Source organism: Embleya sp. NPDC020886 (genome assembly GCF_044333915.1).
GTDB lineage: Bacteria > Actinomycetota > Actinomycetes > Streptomycetales > Streptomycetaceae > Embleya.
In genome coordinates, this window is the sequence record NZ_JBIRRX010000006.1 from 318,040 (window position 1) to 342,797 (window position 24,758).

A 24,758-nucleotide genomic window follows, 5' to 3' on the forward strand; every position below is an offset into this window, starting at 1 on the left:
GATGGACGACGAGAAACCGATCGCGATCGGTGGCGACCGACGCCGAGCCACACTCGGCCTGTTGCTGCTCAACGCCAATCGCGAAGTGGCGACCAGCAAGCTCCTCGAAGGTCTGTGGGGCACGGAGGAGACACCGGCGACGGCGCGCAAGATCCTGCAGAACGCGGTTCGCGGCCTGCGGGTGATGTTCGCCGAGCACGCGCGTGACGACGCGCGTCCGCCGGCGCTGCTGACCTGTTCGCACGGCTACCAGTTGCAGGTGGACCCGGAACAGGTCGACATGTTCCGGTTCCACCGCCTGGCGCAGGCCGGCCGGGCGCAACTCGCGGCCGGCCGCCCCGCCGCCGCGGCGGTCACCCTGGGGGAGGTGCTCGCCCTGTGGCGCGGCGAGGCGCTGGCCGACCTGGTGGAGAGCGGGCACTCCTGGGCGGAGCTGACGGCGTTGCAGAACGCCCGCCTGGACGTGATGGAGGACTACTACGAGGCCGAGCTGGCCAACGGGCGCCACCAGGCCGTCCTGGGCGAGCTGGAGGCGATGGTCGAGGCCGAGCCGCTGCGCGAACGGGCCTGCCACCAACTGATGCTCGCGCTGTACCGCAGTGGTCGTCAGGCCGACTCGCTCGCGGTCTACCGGCTGGTGCGGCTGCGGCTGGCCGAGGAATTCGGGCTGGAACCCGGCCGCGAACTACGGCTGTTGCAGCACTCGATCCTGGTGCACGACCCGGCCATCGCGGCGCCTGCGGGGCCGCCGCCACCGGTGGTGATCTCCGGGCTCGGGCAGCCGGCGGAGCGGCCCGAGCCACCGGTGCGCAGGGCGGTCCAGCTCGTCGCCCCGCCGACCCCCGGCGTGCGCAGCACGGTCAGCGCCGTGCTGATCCGCGCCGACTTCGGGGCCGGCCGTCGGGTCACCGACATCGGCGAGGCGCTGGAGCGCACCGCGACGACCGTGCACGAGGAGGTGGAGCGGGTCGGTGGCGTGGTCGCCGGATCGACCGGCTCGGTGACGCTGGCCGTGTTCCGGCCCACCTCGCCGCACGAGGACGGCGCCGAGCAGGTCGCCGAACGCGCGGTGCACGCCGCGATGTCGTTGCGACAGCGGATCTGCCTCGACGTACCGGACGGCGAGCGGCCCGCGCTGCGGGTGGCGGTGTCCACGGGCGAGGTTCCGGTCCGTCCCGGCCAGACATTGCTGGAGCCGCTGCCGGTCAACGGCGCGCTGCTCGCCGACTGCGAGTCGCTGCTCCAGTTCGGCGAGGACGCCGAGATCGTGGTCTGCGGTCGGACCAGAAGGCTGACCGGGTCGGCGATCCGGTACGGCCGCGAGGGCGGCCTGCGTCCGCGCTGGACCGTCAAGGGCCGCTGCCGCGAGTCCTTCGCCCAGCCGGAGGTCTTCGACCGCGAGCCCGAACTCGACGTGCTGAGCAGCCTGTTGGAGCGCGTGCGCCGTCGTGCCCGGCCGCACCTGGTGCTGGTGTTGGGTGCCCCGGGGATCGGCAAGTCGCGGTTGCTCACGGCGTTCGAACGTCGCGTCCAGGACGCGGCGACCGTGCGGCTGGAACCCGGCGGGCCGGTGGCCACCCCGAACGTGGCCAAGCTCGCCGAACACCGCCCGCTCGTGGTCTTCGCCGACGACCTGCACCTGGCCGACAGCGCGACCCTGGAGACCATCGAGGACCTGCTTCGGCTGCCCGAGCCGATGCCGCTGCTGGTGGTCGCCGCGGCCCGGCCGGAGTTGTTCCGTCGCCGCCCCGGATGGGGCGACGGTCAACGACAGGCGAGCTGGATGACGCTCGAACCGGTGACGCTCGACCCACCCGTCGAAGCACCGTACGAGCACACCATGCCGACGCTCTGCCACGCCGCCGGCTGAGCACGGACCCGATTCCTTGGTTCGGGGAGCCAGATTCGCGGCCCGGTATGGGTTTCCTGAACCCGGCTGCCCACCGCCCCCGCAGGGTTGACTGGCCCAGTTGAGTACTCGGCCGGAGGAGTGACGACACGATGGAGAACGAGGGCAGGCTGCGGAATTACCTCAAGCAGGCGGTTGGGGAACTGCAGGACACACGCGAGCGTCTGCAGGAACTGGAGCGGGCGGCCGGCGAGCCGATCGCGATCGTCGGCATGGCCTGCCGCTTCCCGGGAGGTGTCGTCTCGCCCGACGGGCTGTGGGAGTTGGTGCTCGAAGGCCGGGACGCGGTCGGCGACTTCCCCACCGACCGCGGCTGGGACATCGACGGCCGGTACGACCCCAATCCCGGTGTGCCGGGCAGCTTCTACGCGCGCGGCGGCGGATTCCTGTACGAAGCCGCCGAGTTCGACGCCGAGTTCTTCGGGATCTCGCCCCGCGAGGCGTTGGCGATGGATCCGCAGCAGCGACTGCTCCTGGAGACGTCCTGGGAGGCGCTGGAGCGGACCGGGATGGACCCGCAGTCGTTGCGGGGCAGCGAGACCGGGGTGTTCGTCGGACTGATGGGCCACGGCGGCCAGCGCTACGGACTCGGCGCGGAGGAATCCGGGCAGGGCGGTGACGGCTTCGGCGGCACCGGGAGCGCGGCCAGCGTCGCGTCCGGCCGGATCGCCTACCTGCTCGGCCTGGAGGGGCCGGCGTTGACGGTCGACACGGCGTGCTCGTCGTCGCTGGCCACCATGCACCTGGCGAGCCGGGCCCTGCGGATCGGGGAGTGCTCGCTGGCGCTGGCCGGCGGGGCGTCGGTGATGGCGTCGCTGGACACGTTCGTGGACTTCTCGCGGCAACGCGGGCTGGCCGAGGACGGCCGGTGCAAGGCGTTCTCGGCCTCGGCGGACGGCACCGGCTGGTCCGAGGGCGTCGGCATGGTGGTGCTGGAGCGGCTCTCCGACGCCCGGCGGCTGGGGCATCCGGTGCTCGCGGTGATCCGCGGCAGCGCGGTCAACTCCGACGGCGCCTCCAACGGGTTGACCGCGCCGAACGGGCCGTCCCAACAGCGGGTCATCCGCCAGGCACTGGCCGACGCGAACCTCACCCCCGCCGATGTGGACGTCGTGGACGCACACGGCACCGGCACGCGGCTCGGCGACCCGATCGAGGCGCAGGCGCTGCTGGCCACCTACGGCCTGGACCGGCCGCGGGAGCAACCGCTGTGGCTGGGCTCGCTCAAGTCCAACATCGGACACACCCAGGCCGCCGCCGGAGTCGGCGGCGTGATCAAGATGGTGTCGGCGCTCCGACACGGCGTGCTGCCCCGGACGCTGCACGTCGACGAGCCGACACCCGCGGTGGACTGGACGTCGGGCGCGGTGGAACTGCTGACCCGGGCACGTGCCTGGCCGGAGACCGGCCGACCGCGCCGAGCCGCGGTCTCGGCCTTCGGGATCAGCGGTACCAACGCCCACCTGATCATCGAACAAGCCCCCGCGGAGCCGGTATCCGACCCGGCCGAGCCGGATTCGGGGCCCGTGCCCGCGCCCGCGACGGTGCCGCTGTTGTTGTCCGCCTCCTCGCCGACCGCGCTCGCGGCCAGGGCACGCCAGGTGCACGAGCACCTCGCGGCGCACCCGGACGCGCCCGTGGCCGGCGCGCTGGCCACCCGGGCACCCCGACTGGTGCACCGCGCGGCCGTGACCGCCGCCGACCCCTCGGCGGGACTGCTCGCACTCGCCGACGGGCGGCCGTCCCCGGACGTGCTGCTCGGCGCCGCCCGGGCACGCGGCAAGACGGTGTTCGTCTTCCCCGGTCAGGGTTCGCAGTGGTCCGGGATGGCCCTGGACCTCTACCGCGAGTCGGACGTCTTCCGGGCCCGACTGGACGACTGCGCCCAGGCGTTGGCGCCGCACGTCGACTGGGACCTGCGCGACGCGCTGGCCGGACCCCTGGACCGGGTCGACGTCGTACAACCGGCCCTGTGGGCGGTGATGATCTCGGTCGCCGCCCTGTGGGAACACCACGGCATCGTGCCCGACGCGGTACTGGGCCACTCCCAGGGCGAGATCGCCGCCGCCCACGTGGCCGGCGCGCTCTCCCTCGCGGACTCCGCGGCCGTCGTCGCCCTGCGCAGCAAGGCCATCACGCGACTGGCCGGCACCGGCGGCATGGCCTCGGTACAACTCCCGGCCGCCGACGTCGCCCACCGGATCGAGCGGTACGCGGGCGCGGTGGAGATCGCCGCGATCAACGGGCCCGGCAGCACGGTCGTCTCGGGCACCCCCACCGACCTGGCCGACCTCGTCGCGTCCTGCGCGGCCGAGGAGATCCGCGCGCGGATCATCCCGGTGGACTACGCCTCGCACTCGGCGCACGTCGAGGCCCTGCGGGACGAGATCGTCACGGCGCTCGCCGGCATCGAACCGCGACCCGCCCGGGTCCCGTTCCACTCCACCGTCACCGACGAGGTGCTGGGCGGACCGGAGTTGAATGCCGAGTACTGGTTCCGCAACCTGCGCCGCACCGTCGGCTTCGCCGCCGGCACCCGCTCGTTGCTCGACTCGGGCCACCGAACGTTCGTCGAGGTCAGCGCCCATCCCGTGCTCACCACCGCGATCGGCGAGACGGCCGAGGAGGCGCAGGCGTCCGAGGCGCTCGTGCTGGAGTCCCTGCGCCGCGACGAGGACGGGCCGGCCCGCTTCCGCGCCGGACTGGCCAGGGCGTACGTGCACGGCGTCGACGTCGACTGGCGAATACCGCCCGTCTCGGCGGAGTTGCCGACGTACCCGTTCCAACGCCGGAGCTACTGGCTCAAGGAGCTCGCGGCCGTCGGCGACACCTCGGCGCTGGGCCTGCAACGCGCCGACCACCCGCTGCTCGGCGCGGTGTTGCGCTCGGCGGACGCGGACACGACGGTACTCACCGGCCGGTTGTCCCGAACCGCCCAGCCCTGGCTGGCCGCACACGGGGTCGGCGAATCGGTGCTGCTGCCCGGCACCGCGATGGTCGAACTCGCCCTGCACGCCGGCGACCGCGTCGGCTGCGGGCACCTGGCCGAACTGACCATCCAGACACCGGTGGTCCTCGATACCGACCTGGACCTCCAGGTGCTGATCGGCGCCGAGACCGACGGCCGCCGGCCGGTGAGCATGTACACCGGCCCGAGCGGAGGCAACGACTGGACCCGGCACGCGAGCGGCGTATTGACCGCGGAGAGCCCTGCCGCGCCCGGTGACCTGACCGCCTGGCCGCCGCCGGGCGCGGTCGCGGTGCCGTTGGACGGGTTCTACGAGTCCCTGGCCGACCGCGGCTACCGCTACGGCCCGGTATTTCGCGGCGTGCGCGCCGCGTGGCAGGACGGCGACGTGAGCTACGCGACGGTCGCGCTGCCCGAGGAGCAGGACATCGCCGGCTTCGGGCTGCACCCCGCCCTGTTGGACGCGTCGCTGCACGCGGCGGGCCTGCGCGGCGCGCAGGAGCTGCGGATGCCGTTCGGCTGGACCGACGTGCACCTGCACGCCACCGGCGCCCGGACGGTCCGAGCGCGGCTGACCCCGGTGGGGCCGAGTTCGATGGCCGTGCTCGTCACCGACGAGGCCGGCCAAGTGGTGGCCTCGGTGGGCGAGTTGGCGTTGCGGCCGGTGGACGCGGGCGCGTTCGGACGGACCCGGGTGGACGACTCGGCGCTGTTCGGCCTGGACCTGGTGCCGGTCGAACTGCCGGAGCCGGCCGCGGAGCAGGGCTGGGTCGCGCTCTCGGGCGACGACCGTCCGGAGTCGGCGGCGGCGGCGACCGCCGGGTTGTGGACGTGCCCCACCGGCGAACCGGCGGAGGTCGTCGGCCGCACGCTGGACTTCGTCCGGGAGTGGCTCGCCGAGCCGCGGCTCGCGGACGTCCCGCTCGTCGTGCTCACCCGGGCGGACGAGCCCGCACATCGCGCGGTGACCGGACTGCTGCGCACCGCGCGCACCGAGCACCCGGGTCGGCTGCGGCAGCTCGACGTCGACCGACACCCGTATACGCAGCAGGCGTTGCCGGCCGCGATGGTCGCCGAACATCCGGAGCTGGTGATCCGCGCCGGCGTCGGCGCGGTGCCCGGGCTGGTCCGGGCGTCCGCCTCGCCGGCGCTGCCGGAGCCCAAGGATCAGCCGTGGCGCCTGGCTCTGACCTATCGCGGCGAGTTGGACGGCCTGTCGCTCACCGCGTGCCCCGAGGTGCTGCGCCCGCTCGACGCGGGTGAGGTGCGGATCGCGGTGCGCGCGGGCGGGTTGAACTTCAAGGCCGTGCTGCTGGAACTGGGCATGGTGGCGCAGGACGGCTGGTCGTCGCTGGGCGAGGGCGCCGGGATCGTGCTGGAGGTCGGCGCGGAGGTCACCGGATTGGCCCCCGGCGACCGGGTGATGGGCTTGTTCACCGGCGGACTGGGCTCGGTCACCATCTCCGATCGCCGGCTCGTCGTGGCGATGCCGAAACGCCTGTCGTTCGCGCAGGCCGCCGGAGTGCCGGTGGTGCACCTGACGGCCTACTACGGTCTCGCGGACCTGGCCGAGTTGCGGGCGGGCGAATCCCTGCTGCTGCACGCCGCGACCGGCGGGGTGGGCTTCGCGGCCCTGCAACTGGCCAGGCACTGGGGCGTCGAGGTGTTCGGTACCGCGAGTGCCGGCAAACGGGACGTGCTGCGGGCGTGGGGATTCGACGACGACCACCTCGCCGACTCCCGCAGCCTGGGCTACGCCGCGCGGTTCACCGAGAGCACCGGCGGGCGCGGGGTGGACGTGGTGCTCAACGCCCTGGCCCACGAGCACGTCGAGGAGTCGCTGGCGCTGCTGCCGCGTGGTGGGCGGTTCGTCGAGATGGGCAAGACCGACATCCGCGACGCGCAGGAGATCGCGCAGACGTATCCCGGGGTGCGGTACCGGGCGTTCGACGTGATGGAGGCCGGCTTCGAGCGCATCGGCGAGATGCTGGAGGAGATCCGGGTCCTGTTCGACGAGGGTGCGCTGCGGCCGATGCCGCTCACCACGTTCCCCGTCCACCGCGCGCCGGAGGCGTTCCGCCACCTGAGCCAGGCGCGGCACATCGGCAAGATCGTGCTGACCGTGCCCGCGCCGCTCGACCCCGACGGCACCGTGCTGATCACCGGCGGGACCGGAGTGCTCGGCGGCCTCATCGCCCGGCACCTGGTCGCCGAACACGGCGTGCGCCGGCTGTTGTTGACGAGCAGACGCGGCCCGGCGGCGGAGGGCGCGGCCGAACTGGTCGCGGACCTGCGCGCGGCCGGCGCCGAGGTGTCCGTGCCGGCGTGCGATGTCTCCGACCGGGACTCGCTGGCGGAGCTGGTCGGTTCGGCACACCGGCTGACCGGGGTGATCCACGCGGCCGGGGTGATGTCGGACGGCGTGCTGGAGGCGCTGACCCGAGCGGATCTGGACACCGTGCTGCGGGCGAAGGCACAGTCCGCGTGGCATCTGCACGAGCTGACCCGCGACCACGACCTGGCCCTGTTCGTGTTGTTCTCCTCGGCCGCCGGGGTGCTGGGCAACGCGGGACAGGGCGGGTACGCCGCGGCGAACGCCTACCTCGACGGTCTCGCCGAACATCGGCGCGGGCTGGGCCTGCCGGGCACCTCGATCGCGTGGGGTCTGTGGGCCCGGGAGAGCGCGATGACCGGCCACATGAGCGAACTCGACCGGGAACGGCTGACCCGGATGGGCCTGGGGGCGATCTCCGACGAGCAGGGCCCGGCCCTGTTCGACGCCGCACTGGACCTGCATCGACCGGTGGTGCTGGCGGCGCCCGTCGACGTGGCCCGGCTGCGCGAGAGCGGCCGTGCGGTGCCGGACCTGCTGCTCGCGCTGGACTCCGCCGGACCGACCCGCCGCAGGGTCGTGGCGGCGGTTGCCGCGGCGAGCCACGCGGACCGGCTCGTCGAGTTGCCCGAACGGCAACGGCGCAGGGAACTACTGGAACTGGTACGGGAGTCCGCGGCCGTTGTGCTCGGGCACAGTACGGCTGCGGCGGTCGACGCGGACAGCGCGTTCAAGGAACTCGGGTTCGACTCGCTGACCGCGGTGGAACTGCGCAACCGACTCGGCAACGGCACCGGACTGCGGCTGCCCCCGACGGTCGTGTTCGACCACCCGACACCGGCCGAACTCGCCGGCTTCCTGAACGAACTGCTCGTGCCCACCGAGGAAACGACGGTGCGCTCGATCGTGACGGAACTCGACCGGCTCGCCGTGACCGACCTCGACGAGAACGAACGAGCGGTGCTGGCCAAGCAGTTGCAGGAGGTGCTGCGCCGACTCGCGGCACCCGAGGACGCGGGTGGTGAGGAGCGCGACTTCACCGCGGCCTCCGACGACGAACTATTCGACTTCATCGACGGCGAACTCGACATCGCGTGATCTTGCACGTCCGAACGGAAGGGGGCTGCCCGGGATGTCCAACGAGCAGAAGCTTCGAGAGTATCTGCGGCGGGTCACCACGGACCTGCAGCGAGCACAGCGGGAACTACGCGATGTCGAGGCCGCCGCGCGCGAGCCGATCGCGATCGTCGGCATGGCGAGCCGCTTCCCGGGTGCCGCGCGCACCCCCGAGGACCTGTGGGAACTGCTCCGCGACGGCAAGGACGCCCTCAGCGAATTCCCGACCGACCGCGGCTGGGACATCGACCGGTTGTCCGACCCGGATCCCGAGACGCCGGGCACCACCTACCTCACCCGGGGCGGATTCCTGCCCGACGCCGGCCGGTTCGACGCCGAGTTCTTCGGCATCTCGCCGCGCGAGGCGTTGGCGATGGATCCGCAACAGCGGGTGCTGCTGGAGACCTCGTGGGAGGCCCTGGAGAACGCCCGGATCGATCCGACGTCGCTCCGGGGCAGCTCGGGTGGCGTGTTCGTCGGGGTGATCCCGCAGGAGTACATGCCTCGCGCGGGGGAGACGCCGGCGGAGTTGGAGGGCTTCGTCCTCACCGGCGGCACCACGAGCGTCGCCTCGGGGCGGATCTCCTATGTGCTGGGCCTCCTGGGGCCGGCGGTGACGCTGGATACGGCGTGCTCCTCGTCGTTGGTGTCGATACACCTGGCGGAGCAGTCGCTGCGCAGCGGGGAATGCGACATCGCGCTCGCGGGCGGCGCCACCGTGATGGCCGGCCCCAGCGTGTTCGTGGAGTTCTCCCGGCAGCGTGGGCTCGCGCCGGACGGATACTGCAAGGCGTTCGCCGCGGCGGCGGACGGCACCGGCTTCTCCGAGGGCGTGGGGGTGCTGGTACTGGCGCGGTTGTCGGTGGCCCGACAGCGCGGGCTGCCGGTGCTCGCGGTGATCCGGGGCAGCGCGGTGAACTCCGACGGCGCCTCCAACGGCCTGACCGCGCCGAACGGCCCGTCCCAGCAGCGGGTGATCCGGCAGGCGCTGAGCAATGCCGGCCTCTCGCCCGCCGAGGTGGACGTGGTGGAGGCACACGGCACGGGCACCCGGTTGGGTGACCCGATCGAGGCGCAGGCGCTGTTGGCCACGTACGGGCAGGCGCGGTCGGCCGATTCGGACGATCAGCCTTTGTTGTTGGGCTCGTTGAAGTCGAACATCGGGCATACCCAGGCCGCGGCCGGGGTGGCCGGGGTGATCAAGCTGGTCATGGCGATGCGGCACGGAGTGGTGCCGAAGACGTTGCACGTGGACGCGCCGACGCCGGCGGTGGACTGGTCGGCCGGGTCGGTCGAGCTGGTGACCGAGACGCGGCCGTGGCCGGCGACCGGGCGGCCCCGGCGCGCGGCCGTGTCGTCGTTCGGGATCAGTGGCACCAACGCGCACGTCATTCTCGAACAGGCGCCCGAGATCGTCCCGGAGCCGGCCGCGGAATCGGTCTCCGCAGGGGACGAGCCGGTGTCGGGGGAGCCGGTCGAGTCCTCGGTGGTGCCGGTGGTGGTGTCGGCGCGGTCGGCGGAGGCGTTGCGGGCTCAAGCGGAACGGTTGGCGTCCTTGGCGGCCTCCGAGTCCTCGGCGGCATCGGTGGCCGGCGACGAGGTGTCGTTGTCGGATATCGGGTTGTCGGCGGCGGTGTCGCGGTCGACGTTCGAGCATCGTGGTGTGGTGGTGGCCGCGGATCGGGGCGAACTGGTCGCGGGGTTGCGGGCGTTGGCGGCGGGTGAGGCCGGGGCCGGGGTGGTTTCCGGGGTCGCGGTGGAGGGGCGTACGGCGTTCCTGTTCACGGGTCAGGGTGCGCAGCGGGCGGGGATGGGTCGGGAGCTGTACGAGGCGTTCCCGGTGTTCGCGTCGGCGTTCGACGAGATCTGTGCCCGTTTCGACGTTCACCTGTCCCGGTCGTTGAAGGACGTGGTGTTCGGCGGGGTGGGGTTGGACGAGACGGGGTTCACCCAGCCCGCGTTGTTCGCGGTCGAGGTGGCGTTGTTCCGGCTGCTCGAGTCGTGGGGTGTGCGGCCGGACTTCGTGACCGGGCACTCGATCGGCGAGTTGGCCGCGGCGCACGTGGCCGGGGTGTTGACGTTGGACGACGCCTGTCGGGTGGTCGCCGCGCGTGGCCGGTTGATGCAGGCGTTGCCCGAGGGCGGGGCGATGGTCGCGGTGCAGGCGACCGAGGCCGAGGTCTCGGACCTGCTGCGCGGTCACGAGGCGCGGGTGGGGATCGCGGCGGTCAACGGGCCGTCGGCGGTGGTGATCTCCGGCGTCGAGGACGTCGTCGTCGCGATCGCGGAGGAGTTGCGCGAGCGGGGGCACAAGACCCGGCGGCTCACCGTCAGCCACGCGTTCCACTCGCCGTTGATGGATCCGGTCCTGGACGAGTTCGCCGCCGTCGTGAACGACGTGGCGTTCGCCGAACCCGAGATCCCGATGGCCGCGGGCACCGAGGAGGTGTGTTCGGCGCGATACTGGGTCGATCACGTGCGTGGCGCGGTGCGGTTCGCCGATCACCTCGCCCGACTGCGCGCGGCGGGCGTGACCCGCTTCGTGGAGATCGGCCCCGACGGCGTGCTCACCGCGATGGGCCCGGAGAACGTGGCCGACGCGTCGTTCACCGCGCTGCAACGCCGGGACCGACCGCAGGTGCGTACCGCCGTGATCGCGTTGGCCCACCTGCACACCGCCGGCCACACCGTCGACTGGTCCCACCTGTTCACCGGGACCGCCGCGACCCTGACCGACCTGCCCACCTACCCCTTCCGACACCGGAACTACTGGCTGGCGCAGTCGTCGTCGGGCGACGCCGTCTCGGCCGGGCAGGCGGCCGCGAGCCACCCCATGCTGGACGCGGTGGTGCGGATCGCCGGCGCCGACGAGGTGGTGTTCACCGGTCGCCTCTCGGCCCGGACGCACGCCTGGGTCGCCGAACACGAGCTGGGTGGGCGGGCGTTGGTGCCGGGCACCGCGTTGATCGACATGGCGATCCGGGCCGGCGACGAGGTCGGCTGCGCCGGTGTGACCGAGATGGTGGTCACCGCGCCGCTGGTCCTCCCGGCGACCGGCGGCGTGCGGGTCCAGCTCGTGGTGAACGAGTTGCAGGAAACCGGGCACCGGGCGTTCGCGATCCATTCCTGCCGGGAGAGCGATCAGGAGTGGATCTGCCACGCCACCGGCCTGTTGGCCCCCTCGGCGCCGGAGCCACGTTTCGAGCTGAGTGAATGGCCGCCGGCCGGCGCCGTTCCGCTGGCGACGGACGGGTTCTACGAGCGGCTCGCGGACCACGGCTACGTGTACGGCCCGATGTTCCGCGGGTTGCACACGTTGTGGCGCCGCGACGGCGCCGACGGGGCCGAGTTCTTCGCCGAGGTCGCGCTGCCGGAACACACGGACACGACCGGATTCGGGATTCACCCCGCCCTGTTCGACGCGGCCATCCACCCCCGGGTCTTCGCCGCGATCGCCGATGCGGGCGATGACTTCACGCTGCTGTTGCCGTTCGTGTGGAACGGGATCAGCCTCTACGCCACCGGGGCGACCGCGCTGCGGGTCCGGGTGGTCATCGACGGCGATGCCGCCGCAGCGACCTCGTGCCGGGTGCAACTCGCCGACGAGGCGGGGCAACCGGTCGCCGAGGTGCGATCGGTGGAGGCGCGCCCGGTGTCGGCCGACGCGCCGGCGGTGCGGGACGAGACGGCCGGCTCCCTGTTCGCGGTGGACTGGGTCGGGGTGGAGGTGAGCCCGACCGGACAGGCCGGGCAGTGGGCCCTGCTGGGCGCCACCCCCGACCGGTCGATCGACGAGGTGTTGACGGTCGACCGCCGCGAGACGTTGGCGGAGGCGGCCGGTGCCGACGTGCTGGTCACCGTCCACGCCGGCCGACCGGCCGGCGAGGTCGCCGAGACCGGCGACGTCGTCGCAGCGGTGCACGACACCGTCGTCGCGGCGGCGGAACTGGTCCGGGAATGGCTGGTCGACGAGCGTTTCACGGCCGGCCGCCTGGTCGCGGTGACCCGCGGCGCGGTGTCGGCCGGCCCGGACGCCGCCCCGGACCTGGTGGGCGCCGCGGTGTGGGGCCTGCTGCGCTCGGCGCAGTCGGAACACCCCGACCGGATCGTACTCGCGGACGTGGACGACGACCCGGCCTCGCTCGCGGTCCTGCCCGCGGTGCTGGCGGCGGGCCACGACCAGGTCGCGATACGCGCCGGCGCGGTGACCGTGCCACGCCTGGCGCCGCAGTCCGTAGTGGACACCGTCGGGCCGGAGTTGGCGCCGGAGGGCACGGTCCTGATCACCGGCGGAACCGGCGCCCTCGGCGCCCTGTTCGCCCGCCACCTCATCACCGAACACGGCGTCCGCCACCTCCTCCTCGCCGGCCGCCGCGGACCCGACACCCCCGGCGCCCACCAACTCGCCCACGAACTCACCACCCTCGGCGCCACCGTCCACATCGCCGCCTGCGACACCGCCGACCGCACCCAACTCGCCCACCTCCTCACCACCATCCCCACCGAACACCCCCTCACCGGCATCCTCCACACCGCCGGCATCATCGACGACGGCATCATCACCGCCCTCACCCCCGACCGCATCACCCCCGTACTCCGCCCCAAAGTCGACGCCGCCTGGCACCTCCACGAACTCACCCGCGACCAACCACTCGTGATGTTCGTGTTGTTCTCCTCGCTCGCCGGCACGCTCGGCAACTCGGGCCAGGCGAACTACTCGGCGGCCAACCACTTCCTCGACGCGCTCGCCGAACATCGCCGCGCGCAGGGCCTGCCCGCCGTCTCGCTGGGCTGGGGCCTGTGGTCCGTGGCGGGCGGCATGCAGGCCGGGGTCACCGCGGGCGGGCTCGACCAACTGCGGCACACCGGACTGCGGCCGATCTCCGCGACGGACGGCGCGGCCCTGTTCGATCGAGCGCTCGCGGCGAATCGCCCGGTGACCCTGCCGGCGCGGCTCGACCTGCGGGCGCTGCGGGCCGGATCGACCCCGGTCCCGGCGATGTTGCGGAGCCTGGTCGGTCGCCCGTCCCGCCGGGTGGTTCGGCCGGGCGCGGGCGGCGGGCGGGCACTGGCCGATCGGCTGGCCGCGCTGGCGCCGCAGCAGCGCGTCGAGCAGGTCGCCGAACTGGTGCGGGCCGAGGTGGCCGCGGTGCTCGGGTTCGGCAGCGGCGAACGGGTCGGCGAGAGCGTGCCGTTCCGCGAGCTGGGCTTCGACTCGCTGACCTCGGTCGAGTTGCGCAATCGACTGGCCGAGGTCACCGGTCTGCGGTTGTCGCCCGGGGTGGTGTTCGACTACCCGACGGTCTCGGTGATCTCCGAGCACCTGTTGGCCGAGCTGAGCGGCGAACTGCCGGCTTCGGCGGCGGCCGTGGCCGCGTCGGTCGCGGGTCCCGGCGGCGAGCACGACCCGATCGCGATCGTCGGGATGGCGTGCCGCTTCCCCGGCGGGGCCGGTACGCCCGAGGCGCTGTGGCGGCTCGTGGTCGACGGGGTGGACGCGATGTCGGAGATGCCGGACGACCGGGGCTGGGACATCGAGCGGCTCTGGGATCCGGACCCCGACAAGCCGGGCACGTTCTATCCGCGTGCCGGTGGATTCATCGACGGTGCCGCCGAGTTCGACGCCGGCTTCTTCGGCATCTCGCCCCGCGAGGCGCTCGCGATGGACCCGCAACAGCGGTTGCTCCTGGAGACCTCGTGGGAGGCGCTGGAGAGCGGCGGCATCGACCCGCAGTCGTTGCGCGGCAGCAACACCGGCGTCTACACCGGATTGACCGCGCAGGCATACGGCGAGGGCGGCGACGGGGTCGAGGAGAGCGCCGAGGGATATCGGCTCACCGGCTCCACGACGTCCTTCGGTTCCGGCCGAATCTCCTACGTGCTCGGGCTGGAAGGCCCGACGATGTCCATCGACACGGCCTGCTCGTCGGTGCTGGTGTCGCTGCACCTGGCCGCGAACGCGGTACGCAGCGGCGAATGCGGACTGGCCCTCGCGGGTGGCGCGACGGTGATGGCCCAGCCGATCGGCTTCATCGAGTTCTCCCGGCAGCGCACCCTGTCGCCCGACGGCAGGGCCAAGGCGTTCGACGAATCCGCGGACGGCACCGGCTGGTCCGAGGGGCTGGGCCTGTTCGTGCTGGAGCGGTTGTCCGACGCCCGGCGCAACGGGCACCCGGTGCTGGCGCTGGTCCGGGGCAGCGCGGTGAACTCCGACGGCGCCTCCAACGGCATGACCGCGCCCAACGGCCCGTCGCAACAGCGGGTGATCCGCCAGGCGTTGGCCAACGCCGGCGTGCAGGCGTCCGAGGTGGACCTCCTGGAGGCGCACGGGACCGGCACCCGGCTCGGCGACCCGATCGAGGCGCAGGCGCTGCTGGCGACCTACGGCCGGGATCGGCCGGCCGACCGCCCGCTGTGGCTGGGATCGGTGAAGTCGAACATCGGGCACACCCAGCACGCCGCCGGCGCCGGCGGGCTGATCAAGGCGGTGCTGGCCATGCGGGACGGCCTGCTGCCCAAGACCCTGCACGTCGCGGAGCCGACCTCGGCGGTGGACTGGTCCTCCGGCGCGATGCAACTGTTGACCGAGGCCCGCCCGTGGCCGGAGCTGGACCGGCCGCGCCGAGCCGCCGTGTCCGCGTTCGGGATGAGCGGCACCAACGCGCACGTGATCCTCGAACAGGCGCCGGCGGAGCCGGTCCCGGCACCGGCGCCGGACCCGGTGTCGCTGCCGGCGGTGCCGTGGGTGTTGTCGGCCAAGTCGCCGCAGGCGCTGCGGGCCCAGGCCGCCCGGTTGTCGTCCGTGCTGGACTCCGACACCGCGCCGAACCCGCTCGACATCGGGTTCTCGCTGGCGGCCCGCACGGTGTTCGACTACCGCGCGGTGCTCGTCACCGGGGGCGACGCCCAGGCGTCGGCCGGGTTGCGGGCGATCGCCGAGGGCGAGGCATCGGCCGCCCGGGAGGGCCGGTCCGCGTTCCTGTTCACCGCAGGGCCGGTACCGGGCCCGGATCCCGATCTGTACGAGACGCTGCCGGCATATGCCAAGGCGTTCGACCGGACCCTGGCCGAACTCGGCGACAAGGGCGAGGACGCCACCCTGTTCGCCGCCGAGGTCGCGCTGTTCCGCCTGGTCGAGTCCTGGGGCCTGTCCATCGGCTGCGTCGCCGGGGCCGGGATCGGCGAACTCGCCGCCGCGTACGTCGCGGGCGCGCTCTCGTCGGCCGACGCCGCCCGGTTGGTGACCGGCGCGGACCGGGACGACGTGGTGTTCGCCGAACCGCGGATCCCGGTGCTGTCGTTGCGCACCGGCCGCCCGCTCGCCGCCGGCGACCCGATCGGGTCGCCGGGAGCCGAGGGCATCGCCGCCGCCGAGCGGTGGATGGCCGAGCAGCGGGTGACCCGGTTCGTCGAGTCGGGTTCCCGGCACACGATCGAGGGCTCGGTGCTCCTGGTTCGGGACGACCGGCCGCGGGTGCACACCGTGCTCGAAGGCGTGGCGGAGCTGTTCGTCGCCGGGGCGACCGTCGACTGGGCGGCGGTGTTCACCGACACCGGGGCCCGCCGGACCGGCCTGCCCACTTACCCGTTCCAGCGCGAGCGGTACTGGCCGGCCGAGTCCGGCGACGCCGTGAGCCCGGACTCGGACGCCGGCGAGCACGGGCTGCTCGGCACCGCCATCGCGGTGGCGGGCCGGGACGAGCTGGTGTTCACCGGCCGGTTGTCGCTCGGCACCCATCCCTGGCTGGCGGACCACGTCGTCGCCGGGGTGCCGGTGTTGCCCGGAGCGGCCCTGGTGGACCTGGCGATCCGGGCCGGCGACGCGACCGGCTGCCCGGTGCTGGCCGAACTCACGGTCGCCGAACCGCTGGTGCTGCCCGATCGCGGCGGCCTGCAGCTACAGGTGGTGACCGGCGCCGCCGACGAGGCCGGACGGCGCACGGTGGGGATCCACAGCCGACCCGCGGCCGGCCCGGATGCGGACGGCGCGCCTCGGGACTGGACCTGCCACGCCACCGGCGTGCTCGCCGCCGCAGCCGGCCGGGCGGAGATCGAGGCGGTCGCGTGGCCGCCGGCCAAGGCCGCGGTGGTGGACTGGGCGTACCAGGATCTCGCCGACGCCGGTCGCCGATACGGCCCGGTGTTCCAGGGCCTGGAGTCGGTGCTGCGGCGCGGCGACGAGGTGTTCGCCGAGGTCCGGCTGCCCGAACGAGCCGTCGCCGAGGTCGGCCGGTTCGGCATCCACCCGGCCCTGCTGGAGGCCGCCGTACAGCCGCTGCTGATCGGCGCCGCCGAGGTCGAGCCGGACGGCACGGCCCTGCTGCCGCTGGGCTGGGAGGGCGTCGCCCTGTACGCCACCGAGGCGACCGTCCTGCACGTGCGGCTGGCTCCGGTCGGATCGCGGGCGTACCGCCTCGAAGTGGTCGACGAGGCCGGACTGCCGGTGCTGGTGGCCGAGTCGGTGCGCCTGGTGTCGGTGCGGCTGACGCCCAGGGACGGTGCGGCCGTTTCGCCCGGCCGCGCCTCGTTGTTCGCGCTGGACTGGACTCCGGTCCCGCCGCCGGCCGAGGACGAGCCGGAGAGCCTGCTCGCCCTGCTCGGCGACGACCCGGGCGACCTGGCCGCGGTGGCGCCGCTGCGGTTCGCCGACATCGAGACGGCGGCGGCCTCCTACACCCCGTGGGACGTCCTGCTGGTGCAACCGTCGGCGCCGGGCGGCGTCGCCGGCCGACCGGCGGACGTGCACCGGGCGGTGGAACGGGCGCTCGACGTGACGCAGTCCTGGCTGGCCGAGGAGAACCTCCCGGACAACCGCCTGGTCGTGGTGACCAGGGGAGCGATGACCGTCGACGCGGCGGAGGAGGTCCGCGACCCGGCCGGGGCCGCGGTGTGGGGCCTGCTGCGGTCGGCCCAGGCGGAGAACCCCGATCGCGTCGTGCTGGTCGACCTGGACGACGACCCGGCCTCGGCCGAGCTGCTGTACCTGGCGGCCCAGGCCGGGGAACCCCAACTCGCGGTCCGCGCCGGGCGGATGCTCGCCCCTCGGCTGGCACCCTCGACCGCGCCGAAGTCGGCACCGCCGGTGCTCGCGAGTGGTGGCACCGTGCTGGTCACCGGCGCCGACGGGCCGCTGGGGGCGTTGTTCGCCCGGCACCTGGTCACCGCGTACGGGGTCGAGCACTTGCTGCTCGTACACCCACACGGGACCGGCGGGCCCGCTGCGGGGCTGCGGGAGGAACTGCTCGGTCTCGGTGCGACGGTCACCGCCGCGGGCTGCGACGTGGCCGACCGGGAGGGCGTGCGCGCGCTGCTCGCCGGCATCCCCGCCGACCATCCGCTGACCGGCGTCGTGCACACCGAGAACGTCCTGGACGACGGGGTGTTCACCGGGCTGACCACCGAGCGGGTCGCCCACGTGTTGCGGCCCAAGGTGGACGGGGCGTGGCATCTGCACGAGCTGACCGAGTCCGCCCCGCCCGCGCTGTTCGTGCTGTTCTCCTCGGTGGTCGGCATGCTCGGCAGCCCGGGCCAGGCCAACTTCGCCTCGGCGAACGCCTACCTGGACGCGCTGGCCACCCGGCGTCGGGCCGGCGGGCTGCCCGCGGTGTCGATGGCCTGGGGTCGGATGGTCGAGGGCGCCCAGTCCGGTCTGCGGGTGATCGCCGAGGACGAGGCACGCGACCTGTTCGACGCCGCGCTCGCCACCGGGCAGGCGGTGGTCGCCCCGGCGCCGCTGGACCTGGCCGCGCTGCGCCGCGACACCGCGCAGGTTCCGGTGGTGCTGCGCGCCCTGGTGCCGCGCGGCGAGCGCCGGAAGGCGAGCGCCGAACTGGCGGGCGACCGATTCGCGCAGATGACCAGGCCCGAGGCCGAGACGTATCTGCGCGACCTGGTGCGCGCCGAGGCGGCCGGCGTGCTCGGGCACGCGACGCCGGAGAACGTGCAGTGGGAGGTGTCTTTCCGGGACTCCGGCTTCGACTCGCTCTCCGCCGTGCAGTTCCGCAACCGGCTGGCCGAACAGACCGGCCTGTCCCTGCCCACCACGCTGGTCTTCGACTACGCCTCACCCGATGTGCTGGTGGAGCACCTGCTCGAACGGCTGGCCGTCACCGACGGGGTCAGCCGCCGCTCCGCGCTGGCCGAACTGGACAAGCTGGAGGCCGTCTTGATGGCCGTTCCGGTCGACGGGGCGGACGACCAGGACTCCGGGCACACCGAGATCGCCGCCCGACTGAGCGCCATTCTCGCCCGCTGGAACAAGACCCGGCCCGACGCGCGGCCCGACGCGGTCCCGGGTACCGGCGCGATCGACCTGGCCGCCGCGATCGAGACCGCGACCGAGAACGAGGTCTTCGACTTCATCGACCGGGAGCTGGGCCGCTCCTCCGCCAACCCGAACCGCTGACCACCAGGAGATATTGGTGAACGCACCCATCCGTTACGCCGAAGCCCTACTGACCGGATTGCTCGGCACCTTCGGTCTGGACATCGAGTATGTCCGAGCGGACAAGAACACCCTGTACTACCTGGACGAGACCGGTACCGAGGTGCCGGTGCTCGACCTGGTCGGTGGTTGGGGATCGTTGATGCTCGGGCACAACCATCCGGAGATCGTCGCCTACGCGAAGGAACTGCTCGACACCGGTTGGCCGGTGCACTCGCAGCACTCCTCGCACCCGGTGGCCGACCGGGTCGGCGCGGTGCTCAACGACATCCTCGGTCGCGAGTTCCCCGGCGCCGAGCCGTACCCGATCATCTTCGCCAACACCGGCGCGGAGGCGGTCGAAGCGGCGGTCAAGCACTGCGAGTTCGACCGCGTGTTGCGAATGAAGAGCCTGTTCGAGCAGATCGAGTGGAACGCCGACGTGGCGCTGAACGCGGTGCGCGACGGAGTGGCGGCACTGCCGGACGACACCTCCCTGCTGCCCGGGGACGTGCCGGCCCCGACCGGCCCGGAGGAGTTCGCGGCGCTGCTGGGAGCGGTGGCCGCGCACAACGTCGCGCGGGCCGGGACCACCCCGGTGTTCTTCGCGCTGGAGCGGGCCTTCCACGGCAAGCTGGTCGGCAGCACCCAGTTCACCTACAACCCGCTGTTCCGGGCGGCGTTCGCCTCGCTGGGGTCGACGGTGACGTTCGTACCGCCGAACGACGCGGGGGCGTTCGAGAAGATCGTCTCCGAGCAGCGGGTCACCGTGCTCGACGTCGAGGTGGTCGAGGGCCGGGTCACGCTCGTCGAGCGGGCCTTCCCGGTCATCGCCGGACTGATCGTCGAGCCGATCCAGGGCGAGGGCGGGATCCACGAGCTGACCGTCGAGTTCGCCACGCGGATCAGGCGGATCTGCGACGAGATCGAGTGCCCGATCGTCGTGGACGAGATCCAGACCGGGATGGGGCGGACCGGGAAGTTCTTCGCGAGCGCGCACATCGGACTGCTCGGCGACTACTACGTGCTGGGCAAGTCGCTGGGCGGCGGAATCGGCAAGACCTCCGTCATGCTGGTCCGACAGTCGCGCTATCGCCCGGAGTTCGAGCTGGTGCACAGCTCGACCTTCGCCAAGGACGGCTTCTCCACCGCCATTGCGCTGCGGACCCTGGAACTCCTCGAAGCGGAGGACGGCGCCGCCTACGACCGGGCCGCCGAACGCGGCGACCGCATCCTGGGCATGCTCCGCGAGCTGGCCGAGGAATTCTCCGACGTGGTGGCCGACGTGCGAGGGCGCGGACTGCTCATCGGACTGGACTTCGCCGACCAGAGCAACGCCTCGTCGCCGATCATCCGGGAGAAGGCGCGGGCCGGGCTGCTCGTCTTCCAACTGGGCAGCTACCTGCAGACGGCCCACCACATCCGCACCGGTCCGACGGCCAGCGTGCCGACCATGTTGCGGATCGAGCCGTCGATCGAGATCAGCGACGAGGAGATCGAGCAGCTTCGGACCGGCCTCACCCAGGTCTGCCGGATCCTGCGCCACCAGGACGCGATGACCTTGATCCACCCGCTCACCGGCGCCGGAGCGTCGGCGCGCCCGGAGATCGCGGACTTCCGACCGGCCGCGGCCGAGGCGTCCGCGCCGACGGAGCCGGCCGACCACCGGGTCGGGCTCGTCGGCTATCCGCTGACCCCGGACGCGTTGCGGGAGTTCGACCCCTCGCTGGCCGACCTCGACGATGCCCGGCTGCTCGCCTACGCGCGGCGGTCCGAGCTGCTCAAGGACCTGCCGGCGTCCGGACCGGTGCGGTTCACGTCGCCGCAGGGGACGTCGGTGGACCTCACCGTGTACCCGCTGTTGGTGACCCAGCAGCAGTTGCGCGAGTACCAGGTCTCCGGGCAGACCTTCCTGATCGGCCTGGACCTGGATCGCCGGGTGCGCGGGGCGAAGGCGGACGGCTGCGACACCGTCGGCCTCGGCTTCGGCCTCGGCGCGGTCGGCGGTCACGGCCGCGCGTTGCGGGTTCCCGGGGTCACGGTGACCGCGGGCAGCGCGCTGGCGGTCGGCTCGGCGCTGGCCGCCGTCCGGCACGCGGCCACCGAACGCTTCGGCGGACTCGACGGGTTGACGGTCGCGGTCGTCGGCGCCGGCGGGCGGATCGGCTCGGCCATCGCCGCGATCGGCGCCCGGGAGGCCGCCCGGATCGTGCTGGTGGGCAGTGGCCGGCCGGGCTCGGCCGAGCGACTGCAGGCCACCGAACATCGCATCTACCAGGAGTCGTGGGCGCGGATCGCGGCCGGCGGCGAGCTGACCGGCATCGCGGCGGCGCTGTTCGCGGAGCCGCTCATCGCCGGGTGGCTGGCGGAGGGACGCGCCGGCGACGAGCCCAGCGGCCAGGCGATCGCCGCCTATCTCGCCGACAGCCGGGAGAGCGACCCGTTTGTCGTCGTGGCCGATGATCTTTTGCCGGTGCGAAATGCACACGTGGTGTTCACGGCACATTCGAGCCCGGTTTCCGTGTTGGACGAGAAGCACCTCACCGACGGCGCAATCATCGGCGATTTGTCCTTTTTCGGCACCGGTGCCGAATCCACGGTAGCGGCTTCTCGCGACGATCTACTGTACGTACGGGCCGGTGTACTTTCCGTGTCCACTGGCGGTATTCTGCCTCCTGGCCTCAGCGTTTCACCGAGTGCTGACGAATTGCCGGCGGGGGCGGCGGAAGCCATCACACTCGCATTGTCCGGGGGTGGATCGACGGGCGATGGTGCCATTACCCGCGAGCGGGTGGACGCCATTGTCGAACTCGCGAAGCTGCACGGATTCGAGACGGTTCTTCGCTGAAGTCCGCCGAACGCCGTTCGCCGGACCATCGGCCGATGGTCCGGCCCGATCAACAGAGGTAAGTGGTATGTCAGAGTCACCAGATTCCGAGTCGAAAGTGGCGGCGGAGGGCGCGTCCGACCCCCACTACGTCAACCGCTGGTTGATCCTGGCGGTGATCGGCATCGCGCAGATGACGATCTTCCTGGATACGACGGTCGTCAACATCGCGCTGCCGTCGGCACAGGCGGACCTCGGGTTCGAGGACGCGGACCGGCAGTGGGTCGTCACGGCCTACGCACTCGCCTTCGGCAGCTTATTGCTGCTGGGCGGCCGGGTGGTCGACCTCATCGGGGCCAAGCGGTCGCTGATGATCTCGATCGTCGGATTCGGTGTCATGTCGGTGCTGGGCGGCGCGGCCAACGGGTTCCCCATGTTGGTGACCGCTCGGGCGCTGCAGGGAGGGTTCGCCGCGCTCGTCGCGCCGGCGGCGCTGTCGTTCCTGCTGACCGTGTTCAAGGACCCGAAGGAACGGGTCACCGCGTTCGGTGTCTACGGTGCACTGGGCAGCGGCGGGCTCGCGCTCGGCCTGATCCTGGGCGGCGCGCTGACCGACTGGTTGGACTGGCGTTGGTGCCTGTACGTCAACGTGATCCTCACCGCGGTCGTCTTCATCGGCGCGTCGCTGACGATGCAGAACCGGCAGGCCGAGCACCGCCCGGAGAAGCTCGACCTGCCCGGCACGGTGACCGCCTCGGTCGGCCTGTTCTGCCTGGCCTACGGCCTGTCCAACGCTGCGGACGGTCACTGGGGCGGCGTCGACGTGTGGGGCTACCTGGTCGGCAGCGGGGTCCTGCTGATCGCCTTCGTGCTGTTCGAACTGCGCTCGAGCACCCCGCTGCTGCCGATCAGGATCGTGTTGCACCGCAACCGGGGCAGCGCGTATCTGGCGATGTTCCTGCTGGGGATCGGGCTGTTCGTACAGTTCCTGTTCCTGACCTACTACCTCCAGTTGATCCTGGACTTCTCGGCGATCCAGAGCGGCCTGGCCTTCCTGCCGATGATCGTCGGGATCGCGATCGGCGCGACCACCGTCCCGCCGATCCTCGAACCCAAGCTGGGGTCGCGCATCCTGATCCCGGCCGGGCTGCTGTTGGCCGCGGTGGGTTCGTTCTGGCTCAGCCGGCTGACCACCGACAGTTCGTACGCGGGCGGCGTGCTGGCCCCGACCCTGATAGCCGGCATCGGCTTCGGCCTGGTCGTCTCGCTGGGCGCCGCGGTGGCCACGGTGGGCGTCGAGCCGCAGGACGCCGGTGCCGCCTCGGCACTGGTCAACACGGTGCAGCAGGTGGGTGGTTCGATCGGCACCGCGCTGCTGAGCACGCTGGCGATCACCGCGGCGGACTCGTACATCGAGGGCAAGACGCCGACCCCGAAGCTCGCCGCGGAGGCCTCCGTGGAGAGCTACACGACGGCGTTCTTCTGGGGCGCGGTGGTCTTCCTCGGCGGCGCGATCGTCTGTGGGCTGCTCTTCGACCGCTTCGTGACGGCGCAGACCGACCCGGAGGTCGGTGAACCGGCCGCGGTGCCGGGCGTCTGATCCGTCCGCGGGCTTCGACCGGGAACCGGTCGTCGGCTCGTACTCGGTGCCAAGGCTCGTACTTGGTTCCGAGTACCAGCCCGGCGGCCGGTTTCTGGGTTCTCGACGCTGGGACTGCCGGGCCGGAGCGGATTGACTTGAGCACGGATGCGGTGCGGTGAGCCCACCCCGATCGGGGTCGGCCCGCGACCCACGATCGAAGGAGAGCTTCGTGACAGCAGTGGCCGATGAGCGGACGGACGAGGCGACCGGGCCGACGGTCGACCCCGCGGAGCTTTTGACCCGTGCCCGTGAGCTTGCTCAGCTCATCCGCGACAATGCGCCGAAGACCGAGCAGGACCGCAGGCTCGCCGAGGAGGTCGTGGTCGGCCTCCGCGACGCGGGCCTGTTCCGGCTCACCACGCCGACCCGGTTCGGCGGCTACGACCTGAAGATGTCGGACCTGCTGGCGCTCGTCGCCGAGGTCGGCAAGTCGTGCGGGTCGGCGGGCTGGAACCTGTCCATCGACACCGCGTCGACGCGGTTCGCGTTGAACGGGATGCCGGAGGCCGCGCTGGCCGAGATGTTCGCGGACAACCCCGACGCGTACGTGATCTCCACGGCCCACCTGAGCACCACCAAGGCATGGCGCACCGAGGGCGGGTTCCGGATCACCGGCACCTTCCCGTGGAGCTCGGGCTGCGAGATAGCGGACTGGGCCTACATCCCCGTGGTGCACATCTACGACGGCGAGGAGCAGACCACCGACCTGGTGGGCGCCGTCGTACCGATGAGCGACCTCAAGATCGAGCGCACCTGGCACGTGGCCGGTCTGGCCGGCTCCGGCACGCACACGGTCGTCGCCGAGGACGTGTTCGTCCCCGAGGTGCGGGCGGTCGGGTTCAGCCTCACCGACCTGGTGGGCGAGGACGAGCGGGACAGCATGCTGCTCCAGGGCAGCGCGCAGTCGCTCGCCGCGATCGTGGGCGCGGCCGAGGGCGCGCTCGAGGTCACCCGGCAGGCGCTGGCCAAGAAGCGGCCGATCACCTACGTCAACTACGAGGCGGCCGTCGACGCGCCGTCGGTGCAGATGTGGTTCGGCGAGGCCGCGCACCTGATCGAGACCTCCCGACTGCACCTGACCGAGATCGGCCGGGCCCTCGACGGGATTCCGGAGACCCAGCCGATGCCGTGGGAGGAGCGGGCCCGGCTTCGCATGCACCAGCGGTCCGCGCACGAAAAGGCGCGCGCGGGTGTGGAGAAGTTGCTCGACGTCGTCGGCGGCAGCGCATTCGCCCTGTCCAACCCGCTGCAGCGCCTGTGGCGGGATATCTCGGTGATGAGCCGGCACACCGCGCTCAACGCGCCGATCATTCTCGAGGACTACAGCCGCGCGACGTTGGACATTCACCCCTCGGTGACTCTGCTGTACTGAGGTTCCTCCTTCCGGCCGGGCCTTCGGGCGCGGCTGCTCCTCCGCAGCGATCAATGCATCGGTATTGCTCGGCGGCCGGATGATCCGGTGGCCGCCGAGCAATACCGGTGCGCCTTTTTATGGACCGCTTCCCACCCGGCCGGCGGCGATTTCCATTGGTATCCGCCAC

Annotated in this window: 5 protein-coding genes and 1 pseudogene; all 6 read left to right on the forward strand. The window is 72.4% G+C overall.

The annotated features are described in order from the left end of the window. Nucleotide 1: 1 nt before the first annotated feature. The gene (locus ACH4U8_RS23490; RefSeq protein WP_395779916.1) at nt 2-1,870 is read left to right on the forward strand and encodes a BTAD domain-containing putative transcriptional regulator; all 1,869 of its coding nucleotides are present in this window, start codon (nt 2-4) and stop codon (nt 1,868-1,870) included. 149 nt (nt 1,871-2,019) lie between these two features. Then, nucleotides 2,020-8,307: pseudogene (locus tag ACH4U8_RS23495) on the forward strand (type I polyketide synthase); the annotation flags it as partial. A gap of 34 nt (nt 8,308-8,341) precedes the next feature. After that, nucleotides 8,342-18,730, forward strand: coding sequence for an SDR family NAD(P)-dependent oxidoreductase (locus ACH4U8_RS23500; RefSeq protein ID WP_395779918.1), 10,389 nt, complete (start codon nt 8,342-8,344; stop codon nt 18,728-18,730). Between the two features lie 16 nt (nt 18,731-18,746). Beyond that, on the forward strand, nt 18,747-21,596 hold the full coding sequence (locus tag ACH4U8_RS23505) for an aminotransferase class III-fold pyridoxal phosphate-dependent enzyme (protein WP_395779920.1): 2,850 nt from the start codon (nt 18,747-18,749) through the stop codon (nt 21,594-21,596). Nucleotides 21,597-21,663: 67 nt separating this feature from the next. Beyond that, nucleotides 21,664-23,175, forward strand: a complete 1,512-nt coding sequence (locus ACH4U8_RS23510; protein ID WP_360323615.1) for an MFS transporter — start codon at nt 21,664-21,666, stop codon at nt 23,173-23,175. A gap of 211 nt (nt 23,176-23,386) precedes the next feature. Further along, nucleotides 23,387-24,589 carry an acyl-CoA dehydrogenase family protein gene (locus tag ACH4U8_RS23515; protein ID WP_360323617.1) on the forward strand — a complete coding sequence of 401 codons (1,203 nt, stop codon included), beginning with the start codon at nt 23,387-23,389 and terminating at the stop codon, nt 24,587-24,589. Nucleotides 24,590-24,758 lie beyond the last annotated feature (169 nt).

Bases quoted from the DNA above. Each gene is read 5' to 3' on its own strand.
- ACH4U8_RS23490 (WP_395779916.1), top strand. From the start codon at position 2: ATGGACGACGAGAAACCGATCGCGATCGGTGGCGACCGACGCCGAGCC.
- ACH4U8_RS23500 (WP_395779918.1), top strand. From the start codon at position 8,342: ATGTCCAACGAGCAGAAGCTTCGAGAGTATCTGCGGCGGGTCACCACG.
- ACH4U8_RS23510 (WP_360323615.1), top strand. From the start codon at position 21,664: ATGTCAGAGTCACCAGATTCCGAGTCGAAAGTGGCGGCGGAGGGCGCG.